This is a genomic window from Streptomyces sp. DG2A-72 (assembly GCF_030499575.1).
Taxonomy (GTDB): Bacteria; Actinomycetota; Actinomycetes; order Streptomycetales; family Streptomycetaceae; genus Streptomyces.
In genome coordinates this window covers 1,356,184-1,381,076 of the sequence record NZ_JASTLC010000001.1, presented here as the reverse complement: position 1 = coordinate 1,381,076, position 24,893 = coordinate 1,356,184, and the positions used below count along the sequence as shown (strand labels likewise).

The window sequence follows — 24,893 nt, the reverse complement described above, 5'->3', positions numbered from 1 at the left end:
GGCAATTACGAAGCCCCGGGCAGCATCCCGTCGAGCAACTCCCGCAGCCCCGCCCGCACTTCGTCGAGGCTAGGCACCTGCGCACCGAAGGACCCGGCCACGCACGAGAACATCAGCCCGTCCGCCCAGGCGATCAGCGACAGCGCGTGCCGCGCCGGGGCGGTCGAGCCCATCGCCGTGGCCAGGGCGGTGAGCTGGTCACGGAACCGGGCACCGGTGGCGTCGAAGTAGGCGCGCAGCTCGGGACGGCGCGTCGCTTCCAGGGCCAGCTCGTAGCGCGAGTGGGAGGCCGACCTCGTCGTGGCCGCCGACGGCATCCACTCCGGCGTACGGCGGACCCTGTTCCCCGAGCACCCCGGACCCGTCTACTCCGGCTTCACCGCGTGGCGGGTGGTGATCCCGGTGCCAGGTGCCGAGTTCGCCGCGCACGAGACCTGGGGCAGGGGCCGTATCTGGGGCACACAGCCGCTGAAGGACGGCCGGGTCTATGCGTACGCCGCCGCCTCGGCCCCGTCGGGGGAGCGGGCGCCCGCCGACGAGAAGGCCGAGCTGGTCCGCCTGTTCGGCGACTGGCACGAGACCCGATCCCCGCCATCCTCGCCGCGGCCCGCCCCGAGGACGTCCTGCGCCACGACGTCCACCACATCGCCGACCCGCTGCCCGCCTTCCACCGCGGCCGGGCCGCCCTCCTCGGCGACGCCGCGCATGCCATGCCCCCGACACTCGGCCAGGGCGGCAACCAGGCGATCGAGGACGCGATCGTGCTGGCGCACCACTGCGACGACCTCGCGGCGTATACGTCGGCGCGGCTGCCTCGTACCACGGCCATCGCCCGGCAGGCCGTGCGGGTCGCGCGCCTGAACCTGACCAGCAACCGGGCCGCCATGGCCGTACGCAACACCCTGATCGCCATGGTGTCGAAGGCGGGACCGGCGCTGCTCCTGCGGGGCTTCGACGGGATCGCCGACTGGCGGCCACCGCAGCAACCGTATGCTTCCGGGAGGACGCTGGCAGGCAACCGTAAGAGGAGCACACCCCGTGAAGGTCGGCTGCATCGGACTCGGTGACATCGCGGAGAAGGCGTACCTGCCGGTGCTGGGAACGCAGCCGGACATCGAACTGCACCTCCAGACCCGCACACCCGCGACGCTCGACCGCGTCGCCGACACGCTCCACCTCCCCGGCACCCGGCGTCACCGGGACCTCGACGCGCTCCTCGCCCAGGACCTCGACGCCGCGTTCGTGCACGCGCCCACCGTCGCGCACCCCGAGATCGTCGCCCGGCTGCTGGAGGCGGGCGTACCGACGTACGTCGACAAGCCGCTGGCGTACGAACTCGCCGGCTCCGAGCGGCTGGTGGCGCTCGCGGAGCAGCGGGGCGTTTCGCTGGCCGTCGGGTTCAACCGGCGGTACGCGCCCGGGTATGTGCAGTGCGCCGATCATCCGCGCGAGCTGATCCTGATGCAGAAGAACCGGATCGGGCTGCCGGAGGAGCCGCGCACGATGGTCCTCGACGACTTCATCCATGTCGTGGACACGCTGCGCTTCCTGGTGCCGGGCCCGGTCGACGACGTGACCGTGCGCGCCCGCACCGAGGGCGGTCTGCTGCACCACGTGGTGCTCCAACTCGCCGGGGACGGCTTCACCGCGCTCGGTGTGATGAACCGGCTCAGCGGTTCGGCGGAGGAGATCCTGGAGGTGTCCGGGCAGGACACCAAGCGTCAGGTGGTCAATCTCGCCGAGGTGATCGACCACAAGGGGCAGCCGACGGTGCGACGGCGCGGTGACTGGGTGCCGGTGGCCCGGCAGCGCGGCATCGAGCAGGCCGCGGGTGCCTTCCTCGACGCGGTGCGGGCGGGCAAGGTGCTCAGTGCCCGTGACGCGCTGGCCACCCACGAACTGTGCGAGCGGGTCGTACAGGCGGTCGAGGAGCGTGCCGCCTGAACCGCAGCGCCCGTACGCCCTCGACCGCACCCCACGCGGCCATGATCAGCAGCGCGGCCCGCACCACCCAGTCGCCGAAGCGGACGTACGGCGTGACACCGTGGGACAGCGGCACGTCGTAGACCTGCGAGGCGCTCTCGCTCGTGCCGAGCCACGGGCCGACCCGCTCTCCATCGGGCCCGTGGACCGCGGAGACGCCGGTCAGCGTGGCGTGCACCATCGGGCGGCCGGTCTCGGCGGCACGCAGCGCGGCGAGCGAGGCATGCTGCTCGGGGGCCCAGCTCTGCTGGAACGTCGAGGTCGCCGACTGCGCGATCAGTACGTCGGCGCCGTCGTCGGCGAGATGGCGGCTCATGTCGGGGAACGCGGACTCGAAGCACACCATCGGCCCGACCCGCAGCCCCTGGCCGACGTCCATGACGACCTGCTCGGTGCCGCGCCTGCGGTCCTCGCCCGCCGCCTCGCCGACGGAGGTCGCCCAGCCGAGGACCGAGCGGAACGGGACGTATTCGCCGAAGGGGACGAGCCGCATCTTGTCGTAGCGGGTGCCGGTGTAGCCGTTCGGGCCGATGAGCACCGAGCTCTTGTAGATGCCGGGCCGGTCGGAGCGCCGGGCGTCCACGTTGACGAGGATGTCCGTCCCCGTCTCACGGGACAGCGCGGCGATCCGCCGCGCGAGGTCGGGCCGCCTGCCCAGGTCGTAGCCGACGCTGCTCTCGCCCCAGACGATCAGGTCGAGGTTCTGCCCGGCCAGTTCGCGGGTGAGCTGCTCCTCGCGGGTGAAGCGGTTGTCGGGGCCGAGGACGACGCCCGGCTGTACGACGGCGATCCGTATCCGGTCGTCCGTGTCGGGACGTGGTGACCACACCCAGACCGCCGAGGTGGCGGCCGCGGTGGCGACGAGCCCGGCGACAGCGGGCACGCGGGACGCGCGTATCGCCACCAGCACGGCGACCGCGACGTTCACGGCAACCACCAGGAAGCTCAGCAGCCACACCCCGCCGACCGAGGCGAGCCGCAGCGCGGGTTCCACCTGCCACTGGCTGGAGCCGATCATGCCCCACGGCCCGCCCAGTCCCTGCCAGGACCGCACCAGCTCCACCATCAGCCAGCCGGCCGGCAGGACGGCGAGCGCGGCGGCGATACGGCCCGCGGACGGCACCCCGGCCAGGAAATGCCGTACCAGCCACCCCCAGGGGGCCCAGAGGGCGCCGAGCAGCGCCGCGAGAACGAAGGTGAAGACGTGCAGGTTCGGCAGCAGCCAGTGGTGCATCGCCAGCATGAACCCGAAGCCGCCGCTCCAGCCGTCGTACAGGGCCCGTTTCCCGGTCGGCGCGGAGCGGATCAGCGCGATCCAGGGGACCAGGGCGACGTAGGCGAACCACCACAGCGACGGCGCGGGGAACGCGAGCACGGCCAGGGCGCCGGCCAGGGCGGCGAGCGCGGACCGGCGCCATGGGGAGGTGAGCCACTGCCCGAACGACTTCATACGGCGCCTCCCAGACCGGTGTCCCTCCAGTGTGCGCGCCCGGATGATCGCGGGACAGACGGCATCGGCCGACTTGATCACCCCGGGGCGGTCAGGGGCGTCGGCTGTCCGTCGCCTCGGCCCGGTCAGGGCGTGGGCTGCCGGTCGGGCATGCGGCGCCACTTCTCCTGCACCACGACCTCGCGCAGCCGCCAGCCGTCGTAGGTGCGCGTCAGGGAGAAGGCGTACCGGCCACCGCACAGGAAGTCCGGAGCGGCCGACCCGCCGTCGTCACCGGCGAACCGCATCGGATTCACATAGTCGGCCTGCACCCGGGCGGTGTCGCCGGTGTCCTGCTCCAGGGTCCCGAACCGCACCCGGCGGTTGACGATCAGATGCTGCCGCATGGGGAACAGCCGCATACTCTCGGCGAGCCACTCCGCGACCTTCCCGGCATCTGCCTCGATCCCGCCGGCCGAGCGGTAGTCCGCCCGCCCGTCCGCCGTGAACAACTCCCGGTACGCCTCCCAGTCGCCGTCGTCCACGGCCACCGCATAGTCGGTGATCACTCCGTCGACCGCCAGCCGGTCCATCACGGTGGCAAGCTCCACACGCTGCGTCATCGGCTCAGTTTTGGGCATGTGACGGGCCGAGCCAAGGGGTACGCGGCGATATTCGGGGGCCGTTCACCAGGGGGACCGTACCGAGCGGTCGTACCCCTTCTGCGAAACTGGGGCGATCTTCATGCCGTGAGCGAGCCAGGAGGTACCGAATGAGCCGTCCCGTCACCGTGGTCACCGGCGGCAGCCGGGGCATCGGGGCCGCGACCTGTCTGCGGCTCGCGACGGAGGGGCACGACGTCGTGGTGGGGTACGTCCGGGACGCCGAGGCCGCCGAGGCGGTGGCCGACGGAGTGCGGAAGGCCGGCGGCCGGTCGGTGCCGGTGCGGGTGGACACGTCGGTCGAGGCGGATGTGGCGCGGCTCTTCGAGGTGGCGGAGGAGCAACTCGGTCCGGTGACGGGGCTGGTGAACAACGCTGCGGTGACCGGCCCGCTGGGGCGGCTCGCGGACACGGACCCCGCGGTCCTGCGGCGGGTCGTCGACGTCAACCTGCTGGGTGCGCTGCTGTGTTCGCGCCGGGCGGCACAGCTGATGACGGCGCGGGGGAGCGGCGTGATCGTGAACGTCTCGTCGGCCGCGGCGACCCTCGGCAGCCCCGGCGAGTATGTGCACTACGCGGCGACCAAGGCGGCCGTGGACGCGCTGACCCTGGGCCTGGCCAAGGAACTCGGCCCGGACGGCATCCGCGTCAACGCCGTGGCCCCCGGCGTGATCGACACGGAGATGCACGCGGCCATGGGCGACCCGGATCGCGCCCGGCGCGCGGCTGCCACGATCCCGCTGCGCCGTCCGGGACAGGCCGAGGAGATCGCGGCGGCGGTGGCGTGGCTGATGTCACCGGACGCGTCCTACGCGACGGGGGCAGTGCTGCGGGTCTCGGGCGGAAGATGACCTGCCGGTTCGCCGAACGCTCAGGCCGCCTCGATCACATCGCCACGGATCGCTGCCGCCCACTCGACCACCAACAGCTCGTATTCCGCGCGCTCCTGTGCCGACAGCGAGCCGCCCGCGCGCATCCACAGCGCGCGGATCTGCTCATTCACCTCGGCGGCAGACCGCAAGGAACCAGAGGACACGGATTCGCGGGGCATGCGGGCAAGCCTAAGGGCAAGCACTGACACTGCGCTACCGGACCGCTACTCATTCCGTATGGGGTTGGTCACGGGTACCGGGGCGGTGCAGGCTGGGGAAGTCCCGCGGTGTTACGCGGAGTTGGGTGCCGGGCTCCTCGTCCTCGCCGGGTGGCCGGGTCAGCCCGCCGACTCCGCCGCGTGCGGGCTCAGGACGCCCGCCGTCACGAGTATGACGATCACGATACCGAGCGCTATGCGGTACCACACGAACGGCATGAAGCTCTTGGTCGAGATGAACTTCATGAACCAGGCAATTACGGCATATCCGGTCACGAACGCAATTACCGTCGCGAAGGCAGTCGGCCCCCAGGAGACGTGGTCGGTCTCCATCGCGTCCTTCAGCTCGAAGAGGCCGGAGGCGAGCACGGCGGGGATGGCGAGGAGGAACGAGTAGCGGGCCGCGGCCTCGCGCTGGTAGCCCATGAAGAGGCCACCGCTGATCGTCGCGCCGGAGCGGGAGACGCCGGGGATGAGGGCCATGGCCTGGCAGACGCCGAATATCAGGCCGTCCTTCACGTTCAGGTCCGCGAGCTGCTTGCGCTCCTTGGCGGCGCGATGCCGGCCGCCGCTCTCGTCGCGCGCCGCCAGCCGGTCGGCGACGCCGATGACGACGCCGATCACGATCAGCATGGTCGCCGTGATCCGCAGATCGCGGAACGGCCCCTCGATCTGGTCCTTGAGCGTGACGCCGAGCACACCGATCGGGATCGAGCCGACGATCACCAGCCAGCCCATCTGCGCGTCGTGATCCTTGCGCATGGCCTTGTTGGTGAGCGATCTCGTCCAGGCCGAGATGATCCGCCCGATGTCCTTGCGGAAGTAGATCAGCACGGCGGTCTCCGTGCCGATCTGAGTGATCGCGGTGAAGGCCGCGCCCGGGTCCTCCCAGCCTGAGAAGGCCGCCGTCAGCCGCAGATGCGCGCTGGAGGAGACGGGCAGAAACTCGGTCAGCCCCTGGACGAGCCCGAGGATGAGGGATTCAAACCAAGACATGAAGTTACGGAGTCCAAGTACTGATCGGGCCGGAACGACGGGAGCCCCCAGCCGCCGGGTGCGGTGATCACAGGTGTCGAGGGGCAGCGTAGCGTCCCCGGCCCACAGGCCTGGCACAGGGGCGTCGCAGCCGGGCGGTGGCACCGGGTTCGACGGTGTTGACCTGCGGCGGGGGCGGCGCTTACGTTGCAGCGGTAGAGAAAGCGCTTGCTGGCTCCCTGGGGAGTCCTGCTCGTCCCCTGAGGAGTGCTGATCACGTCCATGCCCGCATCCGAGTCCGAACCCGGGACGTATCGTCCGCACTCCGCCCCGCTCGACGGCCGCCGTATCAGGGTCGCTGTCGTCGGCACCGGCGCGATCGCCCGTGACTCGCATCTGCCCGCGCTGGCCCGGCTCCCCGAAGAGGTCGAGGTCGTCGCCGCCGTCGACATCGACGCCGCCTCGGTCGAGGCCTGCTGTGCGGAGAGCGGCATTCCGCACGCGTACACCGACCTGGACCGGATGCTCCGGGAGCAGCGGCCCGACCTGGTCACCATCTGCACCCCGCCCACGCTCCACCGCGACCAGACCGTCGCCGCCCTGCGCGCCGGCGCCTGGGTGTGGTGCGAGAAGCCGCCCGTGCCGACGCTGGCCGACTTCGACGCCGTCGAGGCCGCGGAGGGCGAGGGCGGCGGGCCTTATGCCGCCATCGTCTTCCAGCACCGCTTCGGGTCGGGCTCCCGGCATGTACGGCGGCTGCTCGCCGAGCAGGCCCTGGGCCGGCCGCTGGTCGCGCACTGCCAGACCACCTGGTATCGCGACACCGCTTACTACGCGGTGCCCTGGCGCGGGCGCTGGCGGACCGAGGGCGGCGGCCCGGCCATGGGGCACGGCATCCATCAGATGGATCTGCTGCTCGACCTGCTCGGCCCGTGGAGCGAGGTCCGGGCGATGGCCGGACGGCTGGTGCACGACGTGGAGACGGAGGACGTCTCCACCGCCCTGGTCCGCTTCGAGAACGGCGCGCTGGCGACCGTCGTCAACAGCGTCCTGTCGCCCGACGAGGTCAGCCGCATCCGAATCGACTGCGCCCGCGCCACCGTCGAGCTGACCCACCTCTACGGCCACAGCAACGCCCACTGGCGCATCACCCCGGCGTCCGATGTGCCCGCCGAACTGGCCGCGCAATGGCAGGACTTCGGTCAGGACGTGCCCAGTTCGCATCTCGCGCAGCTGAGGGAGCTGGTCGCCAGCATGCGGGCCGGACAGCGACCGCGCAGCAGCGGCGCTGACGGGCGGACGAGTCTGGAGCTGATCGCCGCGCTCTACAAGTCGGCGTTCACGGACGCGACGGTGAAGGCGGGCGAGATCGGCCCGGGTGACCCGTACTACTCGGCGATGCACGGCGGCGCTCCCGGCTGGGCGCCCGTCGCAGGCGAGGGGGTCTCGGCGTGACCGGGCTGCGCATCACGCACGACTACGGCGATCGCATCACCGTGACCGAGCCGGTCACCGGTGTGGAACTGCTCGCCTATGTCTACCGGCCGGAGGCGGCCTGGGAGGCGCCGAGGCCGTACGTCCATCCGATGCGGACCCTCGCGGGCGACGTCGTCACCGACTACCGGCCCAACGACCACCGCTGGCACAAGGGCCTGTCGCTCACGGCCTCGCATCTGTCCGGCGCGAATCTGTGGGGCGGCAACACCTATGTGCACGGACAGGGGTATCTCGAACTCCCGGAGCGCGTCGGGTCGATGGCGCACGTCGGCTTCGACGAGATCTCCTCGGACGGCGACCGGCTCGTCATCGCCGAACGGCTGACCTGGCACCCGTACGACGGAGAGCTGTGGGCCGAGGAGGAGCGCCGGATCGAGGTGCACGACGTCGATCCGGGCGCGGGGTCCTGGGCGCTGACCTGGACGACCGCGGTCACCAATCGGCGCGACGAGCCGCTGCGGTTCGGCAGCCCGACCACCGCGGGGCGTGAACTGGCCGGCTATACGGGCTTGTTCTGGCGTGGCCCGCGCGCCTTCCGGGACGGGCGGATCATCGGGCCGGACGGCGAGGGCCCGGAGCTGATGGGCACCCGGGCGCCCTGGCTCGCCCTCTCCGGCGAACACGACGGCACCGACGGCCACGCGACCCTCGTCTTCGAGCACGCCCCCGAGAACGACCACCTCGGCGAGGGAGGGGCCCACCCCGCCCACTGGTTCGTACGCAACGAGCCCTTCGCCGGCGTCGCCCCCTCGTGGGCCTTCTTCGACGAACTGGAACTCGCACCCGGCGACACCCTCACCCGCCGCTACCGGGTCGTCGTGGCCGACGGAGCCTGGGAGCGGGACGAGGTCGCCAAGTACCTGGAGGCGCACGCGTGGTGAATGCAGCGGCGTATTAGCGTTCTGAACGCAGCCGTGTACCAGCCGGTCTACGCCGCCGTCGGTCCCGAGACCGTCCAGCCGGGCGCCTGCGGATGGGCCGTCAGATCCTCGTGGTGCACCGCGCCGGCGCAGGCGGAGCAGGTGACGACCGGGACCAGTTCATTGCCGCAGATGTGCTCGATCACCATGGGGCGGTCGTCGTCTTCGCGTAGATGGCGGTCGCCCCACGCCATGAGCGTGATCAGGACCGGCTCCAGTTCGAGCCCCGCCTGTGTCGGCCGGTACTCGAAACGCTGCGGGCGCTCGCTGTAGGCCCGCTTCGTCAGGATCCCGGCGTCCACGAGGCGGCGCAGCCGGGTGGCCAGGATGTCGCGCGGGGCGCCGATGTTGCGCACGAGCTGGTCGAAGCGGCCGTTGCCGAGGCACACCTCCCGCAGGACGAGCAGCGAGTACTTCTCACCGACGAGCGCCAGGGCGGCGGCGATGGAGCAGGGGCGGGCGTCTTTCATGGCGGCCATGACGCCAGTCTAGAGGAGGGTTTGATTTTCCAACCCTTCGGGCTATGGTGAGTTTGGATTTCCTACTGACCGGTAGTCGTGGAGGCCCGCACCATGCGTGACGCAGTCATCGTCGAAGCCGTACGCACCCCGATGGGCAAGGGCAAGCCGAACGGCTCCCTCGCTCATGTCCACCCCGTCGAGCTCCTCGCCCACACCCTGCGCACCCTTGTCGCCCGCTCCGGCATCGACCCGGCGCTGATCGACGACGTGATCGGCGGCACCGTCGACCAGGTCGGCGAGCAGGCCATGAACACCACCCGGTACGCCGCTCTGTCCGCCGGCTTCCCGGAGACCGTCCCGGCGACCACCGTGGACCGCCAGTGCGGTTCCTCCCAGCAGGCCGTGCACTTCGCGGCCCAGGGCGTCATCGCGGGCGCATACGACCTCGTCGTCGCTTGTGGAGTCGAGTCGATGAGCCGGGTGCCGATGTGGTCGAACGTCCCGCCCGGCACCGACCCCTTCGGCCCCGGCATCGCCGAGCGCTACTCCGAGGGACTCGTCCCGCAGGGCATCAGCGCCGAGCTGATCGCCGCCAAGTGGTCGATCACCCGCGAGCGGATGGACACCTTCGCGGTCTCCTCCCACCACAAGGCCGCCGCGGCCTGGGACGCCGGCCTGTTCGACGCCGAGGTCGCGCCCCTGGACGACGTCACCCGTGACGAGTGCGTACGTCCGTCCAGCACCCCCGAGATCCTGGCCGGCCTCAAGCCCGCCTACCACGACCCGGCGTTCGCCGAGCGCTTCCCGCAGATCGAGTGGAACGTCACCGCGGGCAACGCCAGCCCCGTCAACGACGGCGCCTCCGCCGTGCTCATCACCTCCAGCGAGACCGCTGCCCGCCTCGGCCTGCGCCCGCTGGCCCGGCTGCACAGCTTCGCCGTCACCGGCTCCGACCCGATCCTCATGCTCACCGGCGTGATCCCGGCCACGGAGAAGGTGCTGCGCAAGGCGTCGCTCTCCCTCGACGACATCGACCTGTTCGAGGTCAACGAGGCGTTTTCCAGCGTTGTGCTGGCATGGCAGCAGGAGACCGGCGCCGACCTCGCCAAGGTCAATGTGCACGGCGGCGCGATCGCCGTCGGCCACCCGCTCGGCGCGAGCGGCACCCGCCTGACGACGACGCTGGTGCATGCGATGCGGGAGCGCGGCGCACGGTATGCCCTGCAGACGATGTGCGAGGCGGGCGGGCTCGCCAACGCGATGGTCATCGAGTCGGTCTGACCCGACCGGTTCAGCGGCGGCGCAGGTGGTGGCGCTTGCGCCAGGCCACCACGGCGCCCCCGAGGACCGGCAGAGCTATGGCGGCCACCGCGATCAGGAACACCGGAGACGTCGGCGCCCCGGCCCGGGCGCCGGCGACGACGTACGCGGCGACGTTGGGGATCGAACCGAGCGCCGTGGCGAGCAGGAACGGGAAGTAGCCCATGCGGGAGACGGAGGCGGCGTAGTTCGCGGCCCAGAACGGCACACCGGGGAACAGCCGCACCGCCAGCATCGACCGGAAACCGTGCTTGCTGAACTGCCTGTCCGCCGTATTGAGCAACCGGCCGCGCAGCAGCGGGCGCAGGGCGTCCTGGCCGAGCATCCGGCCGAGCGCGAAGGAGATCGCGGCCCCGATCACCGTGCCGGTCATGGCGGCGACCATGCCCAGGGCCGAGCCGAAGAGCGCGCCGGCCGCGAGGTTCAGCAGCGGCCGCGGCACGAACGCCACGGTGACCAGGCCGTACGCCACAGCGAAGATCACCACCGCCGTGGGACCGCCGACCTGTGGCGGCCAGCCCTGCGCCATGAGCTTCTGGGGTTCGAAGAGCAGCACCGACGCCCCGGCCGCCGCAAGCAGTGCGACGAGCAGGGACAGGCGCGACCACGGCGACAGCAGCACTCTCGTGCAGCGCGTGGCGAAGCCACCCGGAGTGGGTACGGCGGCGGTGAGCTCCGTGGCGTCGGCCGAGGGAGCGGCCGTGGGTGCGGTGCCCCCAGAGCGGGTGGTGGCATCGAGCATTCGGCGACACTAACCGACGCAGGTGTGTGATCGCCGTATGGTTCGTCTCATGGGCGTCACAGGAGGGGGAACAAAGAATGTACCCCGCAGCGATGTCGCCGACACCGTCCTGAAGCGACTCACCACCACCTATGCCGCCGCGGCCGACCCGGAACGCGCCGTGGCCATGCGGACGTACATGAAGGACGTCGCTCCCTTTCTCGGCCTCGGCACACCGGAGCGGCGCGCCCTGTCCCGCACGGTCCTGGAGGGCGTGCCCCGCCCCGACGAGACCGACTGCACCGCGATCGCCCTGCGCTGCTGGCAGCTGCCCGAGCGGGAGTACCACTACTTCGCCGTCGACTATCTGCGCCGCCACGTCGGCCGCTGTTCCTCGGACTTCCTGCCGGTGGCGCGGCACTTGGTGAGCACCGTCCCGTGGTGGGACACCGTCGACGCACTCGCCTCCCACGTAGTGGGAGGCCTGGTCGCCGCCGACCCGAAGCTGAAGACCGAGATGGACGCCTGGATCGCCGACGACGACCTGTGGATCGCCCGCACCGCCCTGCTCCACCAGCTGCGCTACAAGGAGCGCACCGACTCCGAGCGCCTCTTCGCCTACTGCCTGCATCAGTCGGGCCACCCTGATTTCTTCATCCGCAAGGCGATCGGCTGGTGCCTGCGCGAGTACGCCAAGACCGACCCGGAGGCCGTACGGGCCTTCGTGGCCCGGAAGCAGGGGAGGCTCGCGCCGCTGTCGGTGCGGGAGGCGCTGAAGAACATCGGAGCCTGAACTCCGCTGCCCCGACCTCGGCTGCCCCGATAAATCATTCGACGTCGGGCAAAGCGTCGGCAATGATCGGAGCCATGTTCCGGTACGCCTTCGTCGTTGCAGCATCCGCGGTCGCGGATGCTCCGAAGGCTGCCGTCGCGATCTTCCCGGCCGCTGCCGACGGCGCCCGAAGCTGACCCTCTCCGGATCGTCCGGCGGACCCCGCAGGGGGAGGGTCGGCAAGTCCTTGGGGTCCCCGCTCTCCACACAGAGGCTTCGCGACAGAGACTTCGAGGTACAGCCATGTCCAAGACGGCATACGTGCGCACCAAACCGCATCTGAACATCGGCACGATGGGCCACGTAGACCACGGCAAGACCACCCTGACCGCCGCCATCACCAAGGTCCTCGCCGAGCGCGGCGCCGCGTCCTTCGTCCCGTTCGACCGGATCGACCGGGCGCCGGAGGAGGCCGCGCGCGGCATCACCATCAACATCGCGCACGTCGAGTACGAGACCGACACCCGCCACTACGCGCACGTGGACATGCCGGGCCACGCCGACTACGTCAAGAACATGGTCACCGGGGCCGCACAGCTCGACGGGGCGATCCTCGTCGTCTCCGCGCTCGACGGGATCATGCCGCAGACCGCCGAACACGTGCTGCTCGCCCGGCAGGTGGGCGTCGACCACATCGTCGTCGCCCTGAACAAGGCCGACGCGGGCGACGAGGAGCTGACCGACCTGGTCGAGCTGGAGGTCCGTGACCTGCTCTCCCAGCACGGGTACGGCGGTGACGCGGCGCCTGTCGTACGGGTCTCCGGGCTGAAGGCGCTGGAGGGCGACCCGCGTTGGACGGCGTCCGTGGAGGCGCTTCTGGACGCCGTGGACACGTATGTGCCCATGCCGGAGCGGTACTTGGATGCGCCGTTCCTGCTGTCCGTGGAGAACGTGCTCACCATCACCGGCAGGGGCACGGTGGTGACGGGCGCCGTCGAGCGGGGCACGGTCCGTGTGGGCGACCGGGTCGAAGTGCTCGGCGCCTCCGTCGACACCGTGGTCACCGGCCTGGAGACCTTCGGCAAGCCGATGGAGGAGGCGCAGGCCGGGGACAGCGTGGCGCTGTTGCTGCGGGGAGTCGCCCGTGACGTGGTCCGGCGCGGGCATGTCGTGGCCGCGCCCGGCAGTGTGGTGCCCAGTCGTCGGTTCTCGGCGCAGGTGTACGTCCTGTCGGCGCGTGAGGGTGGGCGTACGACGCCTGTCTCCTCCGGATATAGGCCTCAGTTCTATATCCGTACGGCGGATGTGGTGGGGGACATCGACCTCGGTGAGGTGGGTGTCGCGCGGCCCGGGGAGACGGTCACGATGACCGTCGAGCTCGGGCGCGATGTGCCGCTGGAGCCTGGGCTCGGGTTCGCCATCCGTGAGGGCGGACGGACCGTTGGGGCGGGGACCGTCACGGCCCTTGTGTGAGGGTGGCACGGGTGCGTGGGGGACTGCGGGGCCGTTGTGGCTGGTCGCGCCCACGCGGCGGAGCCGCACATCGATAGAGCCCCGCGCCCCTGGGTAGGGACACTCACCGCACAATGGAGGGGTGAACGAACCCATACCCGTGACCAGGACGGTCGACCACGGCATCGCCAAGCTCATGCCCGATGTCGACCGGAAGCGGGCCTGGCTGCTCACCGTCGACGGGGCGCCGCAGTCGTACGTCGATCTGGATGAACCGACGCATCTGGAGTTCGAGTACGCGCGGCGGCTCGGGCATGTCCTGGACACCGTTGCCGAACCGGGGAGTCCGCTGGACGTCCTGCACCTCGGTGGGGGAGCGCTCACCCTGCCCCGGTATGTGGCGGCCACGCGGCCCGGCTCCCGGCAGGACGTCGTGGAGGCTGATCGGGCGCTGCTGGAGCTGGTCGGCGAGCAGCTTCCGCTCACGGACGGAGCCGGTGTCGCCCTGCATGCCGCGGACGCGCGTGCGTGGCTGGCGGACGCGCCGGCCGGGTCGGCGGACGTCATCGTCGCGGACGTCTTCGGCGGCTCACGTGTGCCGGCGCATCTGACGTCGGTCGCCTACGCCGCGGAGGCCGACCGGGTGCTGCGAGCGGGCGGCGTCTATCTCGCCAACCTCGCCGATGCCACGCCCTTCGCCTTCCTGCGCTCCCAACTCGCCACCTTCGCCACGGTGTTCCAGGAGCTGGCGCTGATCGCCGAACCGGCCGTCCTGCGCGGCCGGCGCTTCGGCAACGCGGTGCTCGTCGCAGCGCACCATCCCGTCGACACCGGCGCGCTGGCCCGGCTCACCGCCGCCGATCCCTTCCCGGCCCGCGTCGAACACGGGCTCGTGCTGCGGCACTTCACCGGCGCCGCGCGTCCGGTCGGGGACGAGGAGGCCGTGCCGTCACCCGAGCCCCCCGACGGGGCGTTCGGCATCGGCTGAGCCGTTGTCCGCACCCGGCGCCCCCTTGGCCACGGGCGTGGAGGTGCGGCGCAGATTCCGTACGTCCGGCACGCACAGCGCCGCCGCGGTCACCACCACGACCAGCGCCGCGCACCCCCACAGCGCGTTCGTCCGCCCAAGCCCCTCCTCCGCCGGACCCGCCAGCGCCGTCGCCAGCGGCACCAGCGCGACCGAGCCGAACCAGTCGTAGGCGGCGACCCGCGACAGCTTGTCCTCGGGGATCTCCTGATGGAGCGCGGTCATCCAGGAAACCCCGAAGACCTCCAGCGTCACCCCGGTCACGAACATCACCGCGCACAGCGCGGCGACCGGCACCGGCACGGCGAGGGCGGCGGACGGCAGGGCGAGGGGGAAGACGCAGAGGGTGCCGGCGAGGAGGAGACGGCGTGGCTTCCAACGGGTCATCAGGAGTGCGCCGGCCACCGTGCCCGCGCCGAAGCAGCCCAGTGCCAGACCCCACGGGCCCGCTCCGCCGAGGTGGTCCCGGGCGACGAGGGGGCCGTAGACCGCCTCGGCCGCGGCGACCACGGCGTTCGCGACGGAGAACTGCACCACGACGGCCCACAGCCACGGCCGGCCGGTGAACTCCCGCCAGCCTTCCCGGAGGTCGGCGAGGAGTCCGCCGCCCGGCTCGCGCGGCGGGATGTGGCCGACGTCGAGGAAGGACCGCAGCGATGCGGCGACCGCGAAGGCGGCGGCGTCGGCCGCGAGGACCCAGCCGGGCCCGATCGCGGCGACCATCGCGCCGCCGAGGGCAGCGCCGCCCACCGCCGCGCCCTGCATCGCCATCCGGAACACCGCGAACGCGCGGCTCGCCTGCTCCCCGCTGACCGTGGACAGCAGCATGCCCTCCGCGGCCGGGCTGAAGAACGCCTGACCGGTGCCGCCCAGCGCGGTCAGCAGCATCATCTGCCACAGCTGCGGCTCGCCGGCGAGGACCAGCACGGCGAACGCGCCCTGCGAGACAACGTTGAGGGCGTTCGCCGCGACCATCACGCGATGCCGGGGCAGCCGGTCCGCGACGGCGCCGCCGATCAGCAGGAAGAGCACCAGCGGCAGCGTGCGGGCGGCGGCCACCAGGCCCACGTCACCGCCGTCGCCGCCGGTCTCGATCACGGCGAACGCGGCGGCGATCAGCGCGCCGTGACTGCCCAGGTTCGTGACGACCGCGGCGGCGGTCAGCAGGCTGTAGTTGCGGCCCGCCCACTCGGGCCTGCGAGGGCGGCGGGCGCGGGATTCGGCGGCGGAGGTCACCGGCCGACTATCCCCGTTCCGGCCCCGGCTTGCCAAACCCGTTTCCGGTCGTCAGGGACGTGGTGACTCCGGCCACCGAGATCTGGTCAGCTTGGGCTACTCGTGGGTAACATGCCGGACATGAGCGCAGACCAGATGTCGATCGGCGAACTGCTCGCCGCCACGGTGCCGATGGTTCGGACCCTGAACCTGGAGTACCTGGAGACCACTCCGGAGAAGGCCGTGCTGGCCCTCCCGGACCAGAGCGAGTACCGCAATCACGTCGGCGGTCCGCACGCCGGAGCGATGTTCACCCTCGGCGAGTCGGCCAGCGGCGCGATCGTCCTGGCCGCCTTCGGGGACCAGCTCTCGCGCGCCGTACCCCTCCCGGTCAACGCCGAGATCGCCTTCAAGAAGATCGCGCTCGGGCCGGTCAGGGCCACCGCGACGCTCGGCCGCCCGGCCGCCGACATCGTCGCCGAACTCGACGAGGGCAAGCGCCCGGAGTTCCCGGTGACCGTCGCCATCCAGCGCGAGGACGGCGCCGTCACCGGCGAGATGACCGTTGTGTGGACGCTCCGGCCCAATGGCTGAACGCCGGCAGTGAAGAGGAAGGCCCCGGGCGCGTCCCGGGGCCTTCGTGCGAGCGCCGGAGGGGCTGTGGGTCCGGTTCTTGTCTGGGCTAAAAGTTGGAGATTTCGTGTGCCAACCGGCTTTGGACGCACACAACTTGACGGCCGTACTCCGGCATTTTTCGAATGCGGGTACGGATACCGCTGGTAACAGTCTGAATTTCTCGCGTTTTGAACATCAGTCACTCGAACTTCTTGTTTCCTGTGAGGCGCTTGTGCGAAAGTGAGCCTCCCGTGAGGAGGTAATGGTCAGGGTTCTTTCTCCGGTCTGCACCAATCAGGCGCCTGCTTTCCGACGGACGTCATTCGCATTGCCGTCCAGCGGCTTGGAAGGAAATGGTTCAGTGCAATCTCCCTACCCCCCACGGCCCCCGTACGCGCCGCGGCCCGGAGTGAGCCAGGGGGAGTCCGACCGCAATCTCGTCGCCCAGCTGAACGGCCCCGACGGCGGTGGCCGTGCCGTCGCGCTGCTGCTGACCCGGCACTGGCGGGCGACGTACGACTACGCAGTCATCTGCCTGGCCTCCACGGAGAGTTCAGCGGCGATGGCGGCCACCGCCGCGTTCCATCAGGTGCTCGGCCGGCCCACCGGCGGCGCGCTGCGGCCCCGACTCCTCGCGGCCGTACGGGACACCGTCAAGGAGTGGGCCGCCGAGGAGAGCATTTCCACGGTGCTGCCCGAACTCCGCAAACCGACCGGTGGTCGCGGACTGCTTGCGGCGCGCTCCGTGACGCCCGAAAGGCGGCGGCTCGCCGAGCGCGCTTTCCGAGCCCTTCCGGGGGCCTCGCAATGCCTGCTCTGGCACACCGAGGCCGAGGCCGACCCCATATCCGTACCAGCTGGTCTGTTGGGGGTGGATTCGGGCACTGCGACGGCCGCTCTCGAGCAGGCTCGGGAGCAATTCCGGGCGGGCTGTGTGCGCGCCCACCGGGAACTCGCGCCCTCTGCGGAATGCCGCTTCTACAACCGCCTCCTCGATGTCCCGATTCGCCGTGGCGGGGCGCTGCTGCCGGATGTCCGACGTCATCTGATGGAGTGTCGGTACTGCCGTCACGCCGCCGAGCAGCTGAGTCATTTCGAGGGCGGCCTGGAAGTGCTGCTCGCCGAAACGGTGCTCGGCTGGGGCGCGGTCCGCTATCTCGACTCACGGCCCGGCCGCGGTGGGGGCCGTGAGCTGCCCGCCGCACGCGCCTTCGCCCGTCCGAGAAGCGGCGGACGTCACCGTCCCGCACCCGCCGGCCTCCTCGCCCCGGCCCGACGGCACACCAAGGCCGTCGTCGTCGGAATCGGCCTGACCTCCCTCGCGCTGCTGGCCACCGTGCTCACCGCCAAGGGCTGGTCCGAAGACAACGGTGTCCCTGGCGCGCAGGCCACCTGGGGGGTGCCCAGCGGCAGTTCCGGTCGGCCGAGCGCGGCGTCCCAGCCGTCGTCCGCCTCCGCGCAGCGGCCGTCGGAGGTCGGCCACGGCAGGTTCCGCAATCCGGCAGCCGACGCGTGCCTCGATGTGCGCGACGGCCGGGTGGAGCCCGGTACGGCTGCCGTACTGGCGGCCTGTTCGTCCGCCGGGTCGCAGCGGTGGTCGTACGAGAACGACGGTCTGTTGCGCAGCCTCGCCGATCCGTCCCTCTGCCTCGGCTCCGACGCCGACCGGGGAGCGGTCGCGCTGTCCGGCTGTGTGGTGCACGCGGGGCAGGTGCAGTACGACTTGACCGTGCACGGCGACTTGCTGCTGCGCTGGCGCAACGGGCAGGCCGTCGCACCCGGTCCGGGCAAGGACGTGGTCGTCACCGACCGGGACGGATCCCCGAAGCAGAGGTGGGTGCTCGAACCGGGGAGCGACGCGCCCGAGGAGTCCAGTGCCCCCGAGCCGGAGGTGCGGAAGGCTCCGGACCGGCCCTCGGAGCAGGGCCCGGACGATCCGCCCGAGCAGTACCAGACGCGTTCCGTCCAGGCCGTGGCCGGGTCCGAGCCCGATGCCGAGGCACCGGGAGCGCGTGCCGACGGCCTTCCGGCCCAGGGTCATGTCCTGCACGCGGCGTCAGCGGCGACCGCGTCCGTCGTCGCGACTCTTGAAGCCGCTCTCCACTGATCACGGGGTCACCCTGCCCGGGGGGTGACCCCGTCCTCGGTTCCTGCTCAGATCGTTGATGCGATCGGGTGCGGTCAGGCCACTGACACGAGTCACCCTCGCACATAGTTTTCCCGTCCCGCCCGTGGTGTCTAACGGAGTGTCAAGTCGGTTCTGGCGCATAGTGCGTTTCAGAGGGCGAATGCAGCCACGGGCGCCCGGCGCGTCCGCGGTCACACCGTCGTGCCCGCACACCGAAGGAGTGACGGCCCATGACCGACACCGTCTCCCGGCGATCCACGCTGCGTCTGCTGGGCGCCGCGATCGCCGTCGCCGCGGCGGCCTCCGGCGGACTCACCCCGCCGTCGCGCGCCCACGCGCAGGGCAAGCCCGGTGCGGGGGCCGCACCCCGCGTCGAGGCGCTCATCGCCAAGCTCACCCTCGACGAGAAGATCTCCCTGCTGCACGGCGCCACCGACCCCGCCACACTGGGCCAGGCGGGCTACGTCCCCGGCGTGAAACGCCTCGGCATCCCGCCACTGCGCCTCGCCGACGGCCCGGCCGGAGTCCGCGTCACCCGGCACGCCACCGCCCTGCCCGCCCCCGTCCTGCTGGCCTCCGCCTTCGACCCCGCCCTCGCCCGCCGCTACGGACAGGTCATCGGACGCGAGGGCCGCGCCCTCGGCCAGGACGTCCTGCTGTCCCCGATGGTCAACCTCATCCGCACCCCGTACGCGGGCCGCAACTTCGAGACCTTCGGCGAGGACCCGCTGCTCTCCTCCGACCTGGTCGCCGCCGAGATCGAGGGCATCCAGGGCGAGGGGCTCATCGCGACCGTCAAGCACTTCGCGATGAACAACCAGGAGAAGGACCGTACGACCGTCGATGTGCGGGTCGACGAGCAGACCATGCACGAGACCGAACTGCGTCCCTTCGAAGCGGCCGTGCAGGCCGGTACCGGCGCGGTCATGGGCGCGTACAACAAGGTCAACGGCACCTACGCCTGCGAGAACAAGGCCCTCCTCACCGACATCCTGCGCACCCGGTGGGGCTTCGACGGCTGGGTGATGACGGACTGGCGGGCCGCGCACAGCACCGCCAAGGCCCTCACCGCCGGGCTCGACATGGAGATGCCGGGCGACGTCTATTTCGGCGAGGCCCTGAAGAAGGCCGCGCAGAACCGCAGCGTGCCCGAGCAGCACATCGACCAGGCGGTACGCCGCATCCTCACCGTGATGGACCGCTTCGGGCTGCTCGACGGCAGCGCCCCGACCCGCCCCGACCGGGACGCCAAGGCGGGTGCGGCCGTCGCCCTGGAGGTCGCCAAGGCGGGCGCGACCCTGCTGCACAACGAGCGCGGCACCCTCCCGCTGGCCGCCGGGGACATCGCGGTGATCGGCCCGACCGGCGAACTGCCCTTCGTCAGCGGCGGCGGCAGCGCCCATGTCGTCCCCGACCGCGCCGACAGCCCCCTCGACGCCATCCGGGTGCGCGCCGGACGGGCCGCGAAGGTGACGTACGCGCTCGGCGAGGACCTCTACGGCAGACCGCTCCCGGCGTCCGCGCTCTCCCCCGGCTTCAAGAGCGAGGGCCAGGGCGTCGGTGCCGGGAAGACATGGACATACGACGGTGAACTGACCGTCGCCGAAACCGATGAATGGACCTTCGTCATCCACTACTCGGGCGCGGCCGACCTCCGCCCCAAGGTCCTCGTCGACGGCAAGGAACTCTTCCCGGTCAAGCCCGGCTACGGCGAATGGTTCAGCGGCGGCCTCATCTACACCGCGCCCGACCAGCTGTCCGTGCGCCGCACGACCCTGCGCCTCACCAAGGGCAAGCACACCCTGAAGATCACCGCGCGGGGCGGGGACACCGGCCAGCTGTTCCGGCTGCGGCACACCACCGGCGCGATCCGCACGCAGGACGTCGCCGAGGCGGTACGGGCCGCTCGCGCCGCCCGGCATGTCGTCCTGTTCGCCTACGAGGACGCCACCGAGGGCCAGGACCGCACCACCATCGCGCTCCCCGGCCACCAGGATGAGCTGATCGACGCGGTGACCTCGGCGAACCCGCGCACCACCGTCGTCCTCAACACCTCGTGCGCCACGTCGATGCCATGGCTCACGCGCACCGGCGCCGTGCTCCAGATGTACTACCCGGGCCAGGAGGGCGCCGCCGCCACCGCCGCCGTCCTGTTCGGAGACTGCGACCCCGGCGGCCGGCTCACCCAGACCTTCCCCGTCGACGACGACCACCATCCCGTCGCCGGCAACGCCGCCCGCTACCCCGGTGTCGGCGGCCGTGAGGAGTACACGGAGGGCATCCACCTCGGCTACCGCTGGTACGAGGCCGAGGGCGTGCCGCCCCTGTTCCCCTTCGGGCACGGGCTGTCGTACACCTCCTTCTCCTACGAGGACCTGTCCGTGCGCCCCGCCGGCCGCGGGCTCGACGTCACCTTCACCGTCCGCAACACGGGCCGGCGCGCCGGTGTCGCCGTGCCGCAGGTGTACGTCGGGAAATCGCCCGACCTCCCACTCGACCAGGCCGTACGGGTGCTGGGCGCCTATCGGCGACTCTCCCTGCTCCCGGGCGAACAGCGCCGCGTCACCGTGCACGTCGCCGCCCGCACCCTCTCCTCGTGGGACCCGAACCGCCATGACTGGGCACTCGGCACGGGCCTGCGCGTGGTGTGGGTCGGGGCGTCGGCGCGGGATCTGCGGCTGCGGGGACTGGGAGAGGTACGCGGATAGGGCGTCGGGGCACACGCGCCGGGGGCGTTCGTACGACGGCTCTCAAGACCGCACAGTCGCGGCGGCGCCCTCGGTCGCCGCGGCCGTGGCACCGGCCAGCAGGCGCAGCGCGGCCTCGGAGGGGGTGCCGGGCTCCGCGGTGTAGGCGATCAGTCGCCGGCCGGAGCTGCCGGGGATGACGAGGTTCTCGAAGCTGAGGTCCATCGCGCCGACCAGCGGATGGCGCACGTGCTTCACGCCCGAGGTGCAGGTGCGCACCGGATGCCGGGCCCACAGGGCGGCGAACTCGCGGCAGTTCATGGAGAGTTGACCGATCAGCTCGGCCAGCGAGCGGTCGTCCGGATGCCGTCCGGCGACCAGCCGCAGCGAGGCGACGCCCAGCTGCGCCTCCTCGTGCCAATCGGTGAACAGCCCGCGGTACCGCTCGTCCAGGAAGAGCATCCGGGTCAGGTTGGGGCGGGCCGCCGCAGTGTCGGGGCTGTCGGGCGCCAGGTGTCCGGCGAGCAGTGCGTGGCCCAGACGGTTCCAGGCGACGACGTCGTTACGCCGGTCCAGGACGAGCGCGGGCACGTCGGTCATGGCCGCGAGCAGCTGCCGTGCCGAGTGTCCGGCGTGCGACACCCGAGGAGCGGCGGGGCGTCGTGCGGACGTGGGCCGGGCGAGGTTCTTGAGGTGGGCGGTCTCGTCCGCGGTGAGACGCAGGGTGCGCGCGATGGCGTTCAGCACCGAGTCCGAGGCACCCAGGGCGCGGCCCTGTTCCAGCCGGGTGTAGTGCGTGATGCTGACGCCCGCCAGCATGGCCAGCTCCTCGCGGCGCAACCCCGGGACGCGTCGGCGGGACGGCTGCGGGGCGATGCCGACGTCCTCGGGACGCAGGGCGGCACGGCGGGACTTGAGGAAGTCCCCCAGCTCGGACGGGGCGTCCATCGATGCCTCCCGGGTGGTGGGCCGCTTCGACCCCCATGATGCCAACGGTGCCCGGCGTCCGGATGCCGCGAGGGTGGTCATGTGATGACTACCCTCGCGCTTGCTGCCCGGCAGAGGGTTCTGGCTGGGATGCCGAGGGCCGACGAGCCTCTTTCTCCACAACGCCTCGCAACGCCGCGTGAGAGAAAGGGACTCGACACGATGTCCGTCACCGTGGCTCCGGCCACCGCACTCACCCCCCGGCTGAAGCTCGTGCTGGTGCTGCTGCTCGCCGCCCAGTTCATGCTCGCCGTGGACTTCTCGATCCTGAACGTTGCACTGCCGGTGATCGGTGCGGGCCTGGGCTTCTCGCTGACGCACCTCCAGTGGATCGCCACCGCCTTCGCCCTCTGCGCGGCCGGCTTCACGCTGCTCTTCGGCCGGGTCGCGGACCTGTTCGGCCGGCGGCGGCTGTTCCTCGGCGGTCTCGTGGTGCTCGCCGCTGCCTCGCTGGTGGGCGGCCTGGCGCAGAGCCCGGAGATGCTGATCGCGGCGCGGGTCTTCCAGGGCCTGGCCACGGCAGCGGTGACCTCGGCCGGCCTGTCACTGCTGACGACCTCGTTCCCGGAGGGGCCGCTGCGTGAGAAGGCGCTCGGCCTCAACGGGGCGCTGATGTCCGCCGGGTTCACCACCGGAGCCGTCCTCGGCGGTCTGCTCACGGACCTGCTGTCGTGGCGCTGGGCGTTCTTCATCAACGTGCCCGTGGCCCTGGTCGTCCTGTTCGTCGCCCCGACGGTCATCCAGGAGTCCCGGCCCGACGAGCGCCCGAAGCTGGACGTGCCCGGCGCCGTCAGCGTGACGCTCGGTCTCCTCGCCGTCGTCTTCGGCTTCACCCAGGCCGGTGAGCACGGCTGGGGCTCGGCGCAGGCGCTGCTGTCGCTGGCTGCCGGAGCGGTGCTGCTGCTGGTGTTCTACGCCGTGGAGGCCAGGGTGCCCGCGCCGCTGGTGCCGCTCGGCGTGCTCCGCAAGCGGTCGGTGGCCTGGGGCAATGTCGCCGGTCTGATCGCGTTCCTCACCGAGACCTCCCTCGTCTTCCTGCTGACCCTCTACCTCCAGGAAGTGCTCGGCTTCTCCCCGCTGGCGGCCGGCCTGTCCTTCGGTGTGCTCGGCGTCGGCACGGTCGTCGGCGGCACCATCGCCCCGAAGGTCATCGGGAGGGCCGGCAGCAGGCCGACGCTGATCGTGGGCGGCATCCTGCAGACCGTGTTCACGGCCGCACTCCTCGGACTCGGCGACGACCGGTCCTGGATGTGGTTGGTGTTGGTCGCCACCTTCGCCGGCGGCGTGGGCAACATGCTCGTCATCGTCGGTTTCATGGTCACAGCCACCTCCGGTCTCGCCGACCACGAGCAGGGACTGGCCACCGGCCTCGCCACCATGACCCAGCAGGTCGGCATCACCATGGGAACGCCCGTCATGGCCGCGGTCGCCGCCGCGGCCATGACCGGAACCGGCACGGCGGCGATCCTTGACGGCCTGAAGGCAGCCATCGCCGTGAACGCGGCCATCGTGCTCCTGGGCGTCCTGACCAGCGCCGTGTTCCTGCGCGACACCCGGGCGAGCACCCGGTGAACGCCCTGCAACCTGTGGGACGCCGTGGTGCCAGTGTGACCCGGTAGGCTTCCCGGCGTGCGCCCGGCTCCGGGCGCACGCCGGGAAATGAAGCAGGGCGCGAATCGGGAGGAAGCGGCGTTGCACGTCCAGGAATGGCTCGAGACGGTACCCGCGGTCGCCATCTACGCACTGGTGGGTGTGGTGATCGGCCTGGAGAGCCTGGGCATCCCGCTGCCGGGCGAGATCATCCTGGTCTCCTCCGCGCTGCTCGCCTCCCAGCACGGCGACATCGACCCCTTCATCCTCGGAGCGTGCGCCAGCGCCGGCGCCATCATCGGCGACTCGATCGGTTACGCCATCGGCCGCAAGGGCGGACGCCCCCTGCTGGCCTGGCTCGGCAAGAAGTTCCCCAAGCACTTCAGCGAGGGCCATGTCGCCACCGCCGAGCGTTCCTTCCAGAAGTGGGGCATGTGGGCCGTCTTCTTCGGCCGCTTCGTCGCCCTCCTCCGCATCTTCGCCGGCCCCCTCGCCGGCGTACTGCACATGCCGTACTGGAAGTTCCTCATCGCCAACGTCTTCGGCGGCATCCTCTGGGCAGGCGGCACGACGGCAGTCATCTACTACGTCGGCATCGTGGCCGAGTCCTGGCTGAAGCGCTTCTCCTGGCTGGGCCTGGTGGCAGCGGTCCTGATCGGCCTGACGTCGATGCTGATCATCAAGCGCAAGGCAAAGAAGACCCAGGTCGCACAGAAGGAGCCGGAGCCGGTAGGCGCCGGGGAGTAGAACGCCGCCAGGGGCGCGGGGAACTGCGCGACAAGCCACATCCAACCCGCAGACCGCGTACGACCCTCTAGCCCCCGTGCTCTTCCCGGTGTGCCGTGGCCAACTCCGCATACATCGTCCCGTTGAGCGTGACCCCCTGACGCTCTTCCTCAGTCAACTCCCGCTTCACCTTCGCGGGAACGCCCGCAACCAAGGAACCCGGCGGCACCCGCATCCCCTGCGGCACCAACGCCTGCGCGGCAACAAGAGACCCCGCCCCGATCACCGCACCGTTCAGCACAGTCGCCCCCATCCCGATCAGGCAGTCGTCCTCAACGCTCGCCCCATGCACCACCGCGTTGTGCCCCACGGACACCCGCGCACCGATGCTCACAGGGAAACCGGGGTCGGCATGCAACGTGCAGTTGTCCTGGATATTGCTCTGAACCCCGACAGAGATCCGCTCCACGTCACCGCGCACCACCGCGCCGTACCAGACGCTCGCCCCAGCCTCCAGCGTCACATCCCCGATCACCGTGGACGTGGGCGCCACGAAAGCCTCCATGTCGATCTTCGGCTCCCTGCCGCCGATGCCCTTGATCAGCGCTTTGTGCGTCATCACCGTCTCCTGTCGTC

General features: G+C 71.2%; 22 protein-coding genes and 2 pseudogenes. 14 read left to right on the top strand and 10 right to left on the bottom strand.

What is annotated here, in order from left to right; genetic code table 11:
* Nucleotides 1-5 precede the first annotated feature (5 nt).
* Nucleotides 6-287 (bottom strand): annotated as a pseudogene (locus QQY66_RS06680) (TetR/AcrR family transcriptional regulator); the annotation flags it as partial.
* Here QQY66_RS06680 and QQY66_RS06675 point away from each other — a divergent pair.
* Nucleotides 280-1,067 (top strand): annotated as a pseudogene (locus tag QQY66_RS06675) (FAD-dependent monooxygenase); the annotation flags it as partial. The pseudogenes QQY66_RS06680 and QQY66_RS06675 sit on opposite strands and share 8 nt — an antisense overlap.
* Nucleotides 1,039-1,944: a Gfo/Idh/MocA family protein gene (locus QQY66_RS06670; RefSeq protein ID WP_301978158.1), complete on the top strand. Its 906-nt coding sequence runs from the start codon at nucleotides 1,039-1,041 to the stop codon at nucleotides 1,942-1,944. The pseudogene QQY66_RS06675 and the gene QQY66_RS06670, both read left to right, overlap by 29 nt.
* Here QQY66_RS06670 and lnt read toward each other — a convergent pair.
* Both lnt and QQY66_RS06660 read right to left on the bottom strand, forming a co-directional pair.
* On the bottom strand, nucleotides 1,868-3,433 hold the full coding sequence (gene lnt, locus QQY66_RS06665) for an apolipoprotein N-acyltransferase (protein WP_301978157.1): 1,566 nt from the start codon (nucleotides 3,431-3,433) through the stop codon (nucleotides 1,868-1,870). The genes QQY66_RS06670 and lnt overlap by 77 nt on opposite strands.
* 125 nt (nucleotides 3,434-3,558) lie before the next feature.
* Nucleotides 3,559-4,035, bottom strand: coding sequence for a nuclear transport factor 2 family protein (locus tag QQY66_RS06660; RefSeq protein WP_301978156.1), 477 nt, complete (start codon nucleotides 4,033-4,035; stop codon nucleotides 3,559-3,561).
* A 149-nt stretch (nucleotides 4,036-4,184) separates the two neighbouring features.
* On the opposite strand from QQY66_RS06660, the gene QQY66_RS06655 reads away from it, so the two are divergent.
* Nucleotides 4,185-4,925 (top strand): SDR family NAD(P)-dependent oxidoreductase, encoded by a 741-nt coding sequence (locus QQY66_RS06655; RefSeq protein ID WP_301978155.1) that lies wholly within the window; start codon nucleotides 4,185-4,187, stop codon nucleotides 4,923-4,925.
* Between the two features lie 20 nt (nucleotides 4,926-4,945).
* Here QQY66_RS06655 and QQY66_RS06650 read toward each other — a convergent pair whose 3' ends face one another.
* Complete coding sequence (locus QQY66_RS06650) at nucleotides 4,946-5,125, bottom strand: hypothetical protein (RefSeq protein WP_301978154.1); 180 nt, start codon at nucleotides 5,123-5,125, stop codon at nucleotides 4,946-4,948.
* 159 nt (nucleotides 5,126-5,284) lie between these two features.
* The gene (locus QQY66_RS06645) at nucleotides 5,285-6,160 is read right to left on the bottom strand and encodes an undecaprenyl-diphosphate phosphatase (protein WP_301978153.1); all 876 of its coding nucleotides are present in this window, start codon (nucleotides 6,158-6,160) and stop codon (nucleotides 5,285-5,287) included.
* A gap of 261 nt (nucleotides 6,161-6,421) precedes the next feature.
* On the opposite strand from QQY66_RS06645, the gene QQY66_RS06640 reads away from it, so the two are divergent.
* On the top strand, nucleotides 6,422-7,594 hold the full coding sequence (locus QQY66_RS06640; protein WP_301978152.1) for a Gfo/Idh/MocA family protein: 1,173 nt from the start codon (nucleotides 6,422-6,424) through the stop codon (nucleotides 7,592-7,594).
* A complete protein-coding gene (locus QQY66_RS06635) occupies nucleotides 7,591-8,517 on the top strand; it encodes a PmoA family protein (protein ID WP_301978151.1) in 927 nt (308 codons plus the stop codon). Before QQY66_RS06640 ends, QQY66_RS06635 begins: the two co-directional genes overlap by 4 nt.
* A gap of 47 nt (nucleotides 8,518-8,564) precedes the next feature.
* Here QQY66_RS06635 and QQY66_RS06630 read toward each other — a convergent pair whose 3' ends face one another.
* Nucleotides 8,565-9,035, bottom strand: coding sequence for a helix-turn-helix domain-containing protein (locus tag QQY66_RS06630; protein WP_301978150.1), 471 nt, complete (start codon nucleotides 9,033-9,035; stop codon nucleotides 8,565-8,567).
* 93 nt (nucleotides 9,036-9,128) lie between these two features.
* On the opposite strand from QQY66_RS06630, the gene QQY66_RS06625 reads away from it, so the two are divergent.
* Entirely contained in the window at nucleotides 9,129-10,298 is a 1,170-nt protein-coding gene (locus QQY66_RS06625) for a thiolase family protein (protein ID WP_301978149.1), read from the top strand.
* Between the two features lie 10 nt (nucleotides 10,299-10,308).
* Here the strand turns inward: QQY66_RS06625 and QQY66_RS06620 are convergent, their stop codons facing one another.
* Nucleotides 10,309-11,079 carry a TVP38/TMEM64 family protein gene (locus QQY66_RS06620; protein WP_301978148.1) on the bottom strand — a complete coding sequence of 257 codons (771 nt, stop codon included), beginning with the start codon at nucleotides 11,077-11,079 and terminating at the stop codon, nucleotides 10,309-10,311.
* A 49-nt stretch (nucleotides 11,080-11,128) separates the two neighbouring features.
* On the opposite strand from QQY66_RS06620, the gene QQY66_RS06615 reads away from it, so the two are divergent.
* The 3 genes from QQY66_RS06615 (at nucleotide 11,129) to QQY66_RS06605 (ending at nucleotide 14,270) form a co-directional block, all read left to right on the top strand.
* A complete protein-coding gene (locus QQY66_RS06615) occupies nucleotides 11,129-11,851 on the top strand; it encodes a DNA alkylation repair protein (protein ID WP_301978147.1) in 723 nt (240 codons plus the stop codon).
* A gap of 282 nt (nucleotides 11,852-12,133) precedes the next feature.
* Entirely contained in the window at nucleotides 12,134-13,303 is a 1,170-nt protein-coding gene (gene tuf, locus QQY66_RS06610; protein WP_301978145.1) for an elongation factor Tu, read from the top strand.
* 121 nt (nucleotides 13,304-13,424) lie between these two features.
* Nucleotides 13,425-14,270 (top strand): spermidine synthase, encoded by an 846-nt coding sequence (locus tag QQY66_RS06605; RefSeq protein WP_301978144.1) that lies wholly within the window; start codon nucleotides 13,425-13,427, stop codon nucleotides 14,268-14,270.
* Here QQY66_RS06605 and QQY66_RS06600 read toward each other — a convergent pair.
* A complete protein-coding gene (locus QQY66_RS06600; RefSeq protein WP_301978143.1) occupies nucleotides 14,232-15,545 on the bottom strand; it encodes an MFS transporter in 1,314 nt (437 codons plus the stop codon). The two genes, QQY66_RS06605 and QQY66_RS06600, sit on opposite strands and share 39 nt — an antisense overlap.
* Nucleotides 15,546-15,680: 135 nt before the next feature.
* Here QQY66_RS06600 and QQY66_RS06595 point away from each other — a divergent pair, with 135 nt between their 5' ends.
* The 3 genes from QQY66_RS06595 to QQY66_RS06585 all read left to right on the top strand — a co-directional run bounded on the left by QQY66_RS06595 (nucleotide 15,681) and on the right by QQY66_RS06585 (nucleotide 20,975).
* On the top strand, nucleotides 15,681-16,118 hold the full coding sequence (locus QQY66_RS06595) for a DUF4442 domain-containing protein (protein WP_210571476.1): 438 nt from the start codon (nucleotides 15,681-15,683) through the stop codon (nucleotides 16,116-16,118).
* Nucleotides 16,119-16,500: 382 nt separating this feature from the next.
* Nucleotides 16,501-18,246 carry an RICIN domain-containing protein gene (locus QQY66_RS06590; RefSeq protein WP_301978142.1) on the top strand — a complete coding sequence of 582 codons (1,746 nt, stop codon included), beginning with the start codon at nucleotides 16,501-16,503 and terminating at the stop codon, nucleotides 18,244-18,246.
* A 251-nt stretch (nucleotides 18,247-18,497) separates the two neighbouring features.
* Entirely contained in the window at nucleotides 18,498-20,975 is a 2,478-nt protein-coding gene (locus tag QQY66_RS06585) for a beta-glucosidase (protein WP_301978141.1), read from the top strand.
* 42 nt (nucleotides 20,976-21,017) lie between these two features.
* Here the strand turns inward: QQY66_RS06585 and QQY66_RS06580 are convergent, their stop codons facing one another.
* Complete coding sequence (locus tag QQY66_RS06580; RefSeq protein ID WP_301978140.1) at nucleotides 21,018-21,902, bottom strand: helix-turn-helix domain-containing protein; 885 nt, start codon at nucleotides 21,900-21,902, stop codon at nucleotides 21,018-21,020.
* A 201-nt stretch (nucleotides 21,903-22,103) separates the two neighbouring features.
* On the opposite strand from QQY66_RS06580, the gene QQY66_RS06575 reads away from it, so the two are divergent.
* The gene (locus tag QQY66_RS06575; RefSeq protein WP_301978139.1) at nucleotides 22,104-23,513 is read left to right on the top strand and encodes an MFS transporter; all 1,410 of its coding nucleotides are present in this window, start codon (nucleotides 22,104-22,106) and stop codon (nucleotides 23,511-23,513) included.
* A gap of 120 nt (nucleotides 23,514-23,633) precedes the next feature.
* The gene (locus QQY66_RS06570) at nucleotides 23,634-24,278 is read left to right on the top strand and encodes a DedA family protein (RefSeq protein ID WP_301987195.1); all 645 of its coding nucleotides are present in this window, start codon (nucleotides 23,634-23,636) and stop codon (nucleotides 24,276-24,278) included.
* 67 nt (nucleotides 24,279-24,345) lie between these two features.
* Here QQY66_RS06570 and QQY66_RS06565 read toward each other — a convergent pair whose 3' ends face one another.
* Nucleotides 24,346-24,876 (bottom strand): gamma carbonic anhydrase family protein, encoded by a 531-nt coding sequence (locus tag QQY66_RS06565; RefSeq protein ID WP_301987193.1) that lies wholly within the window; start codon nucleotides 24,874-24,876, stop codon nucleotides 24,346-24,348.
* Nucleotides 24,877-24,893: the final 17 nt, after the last annotated feature.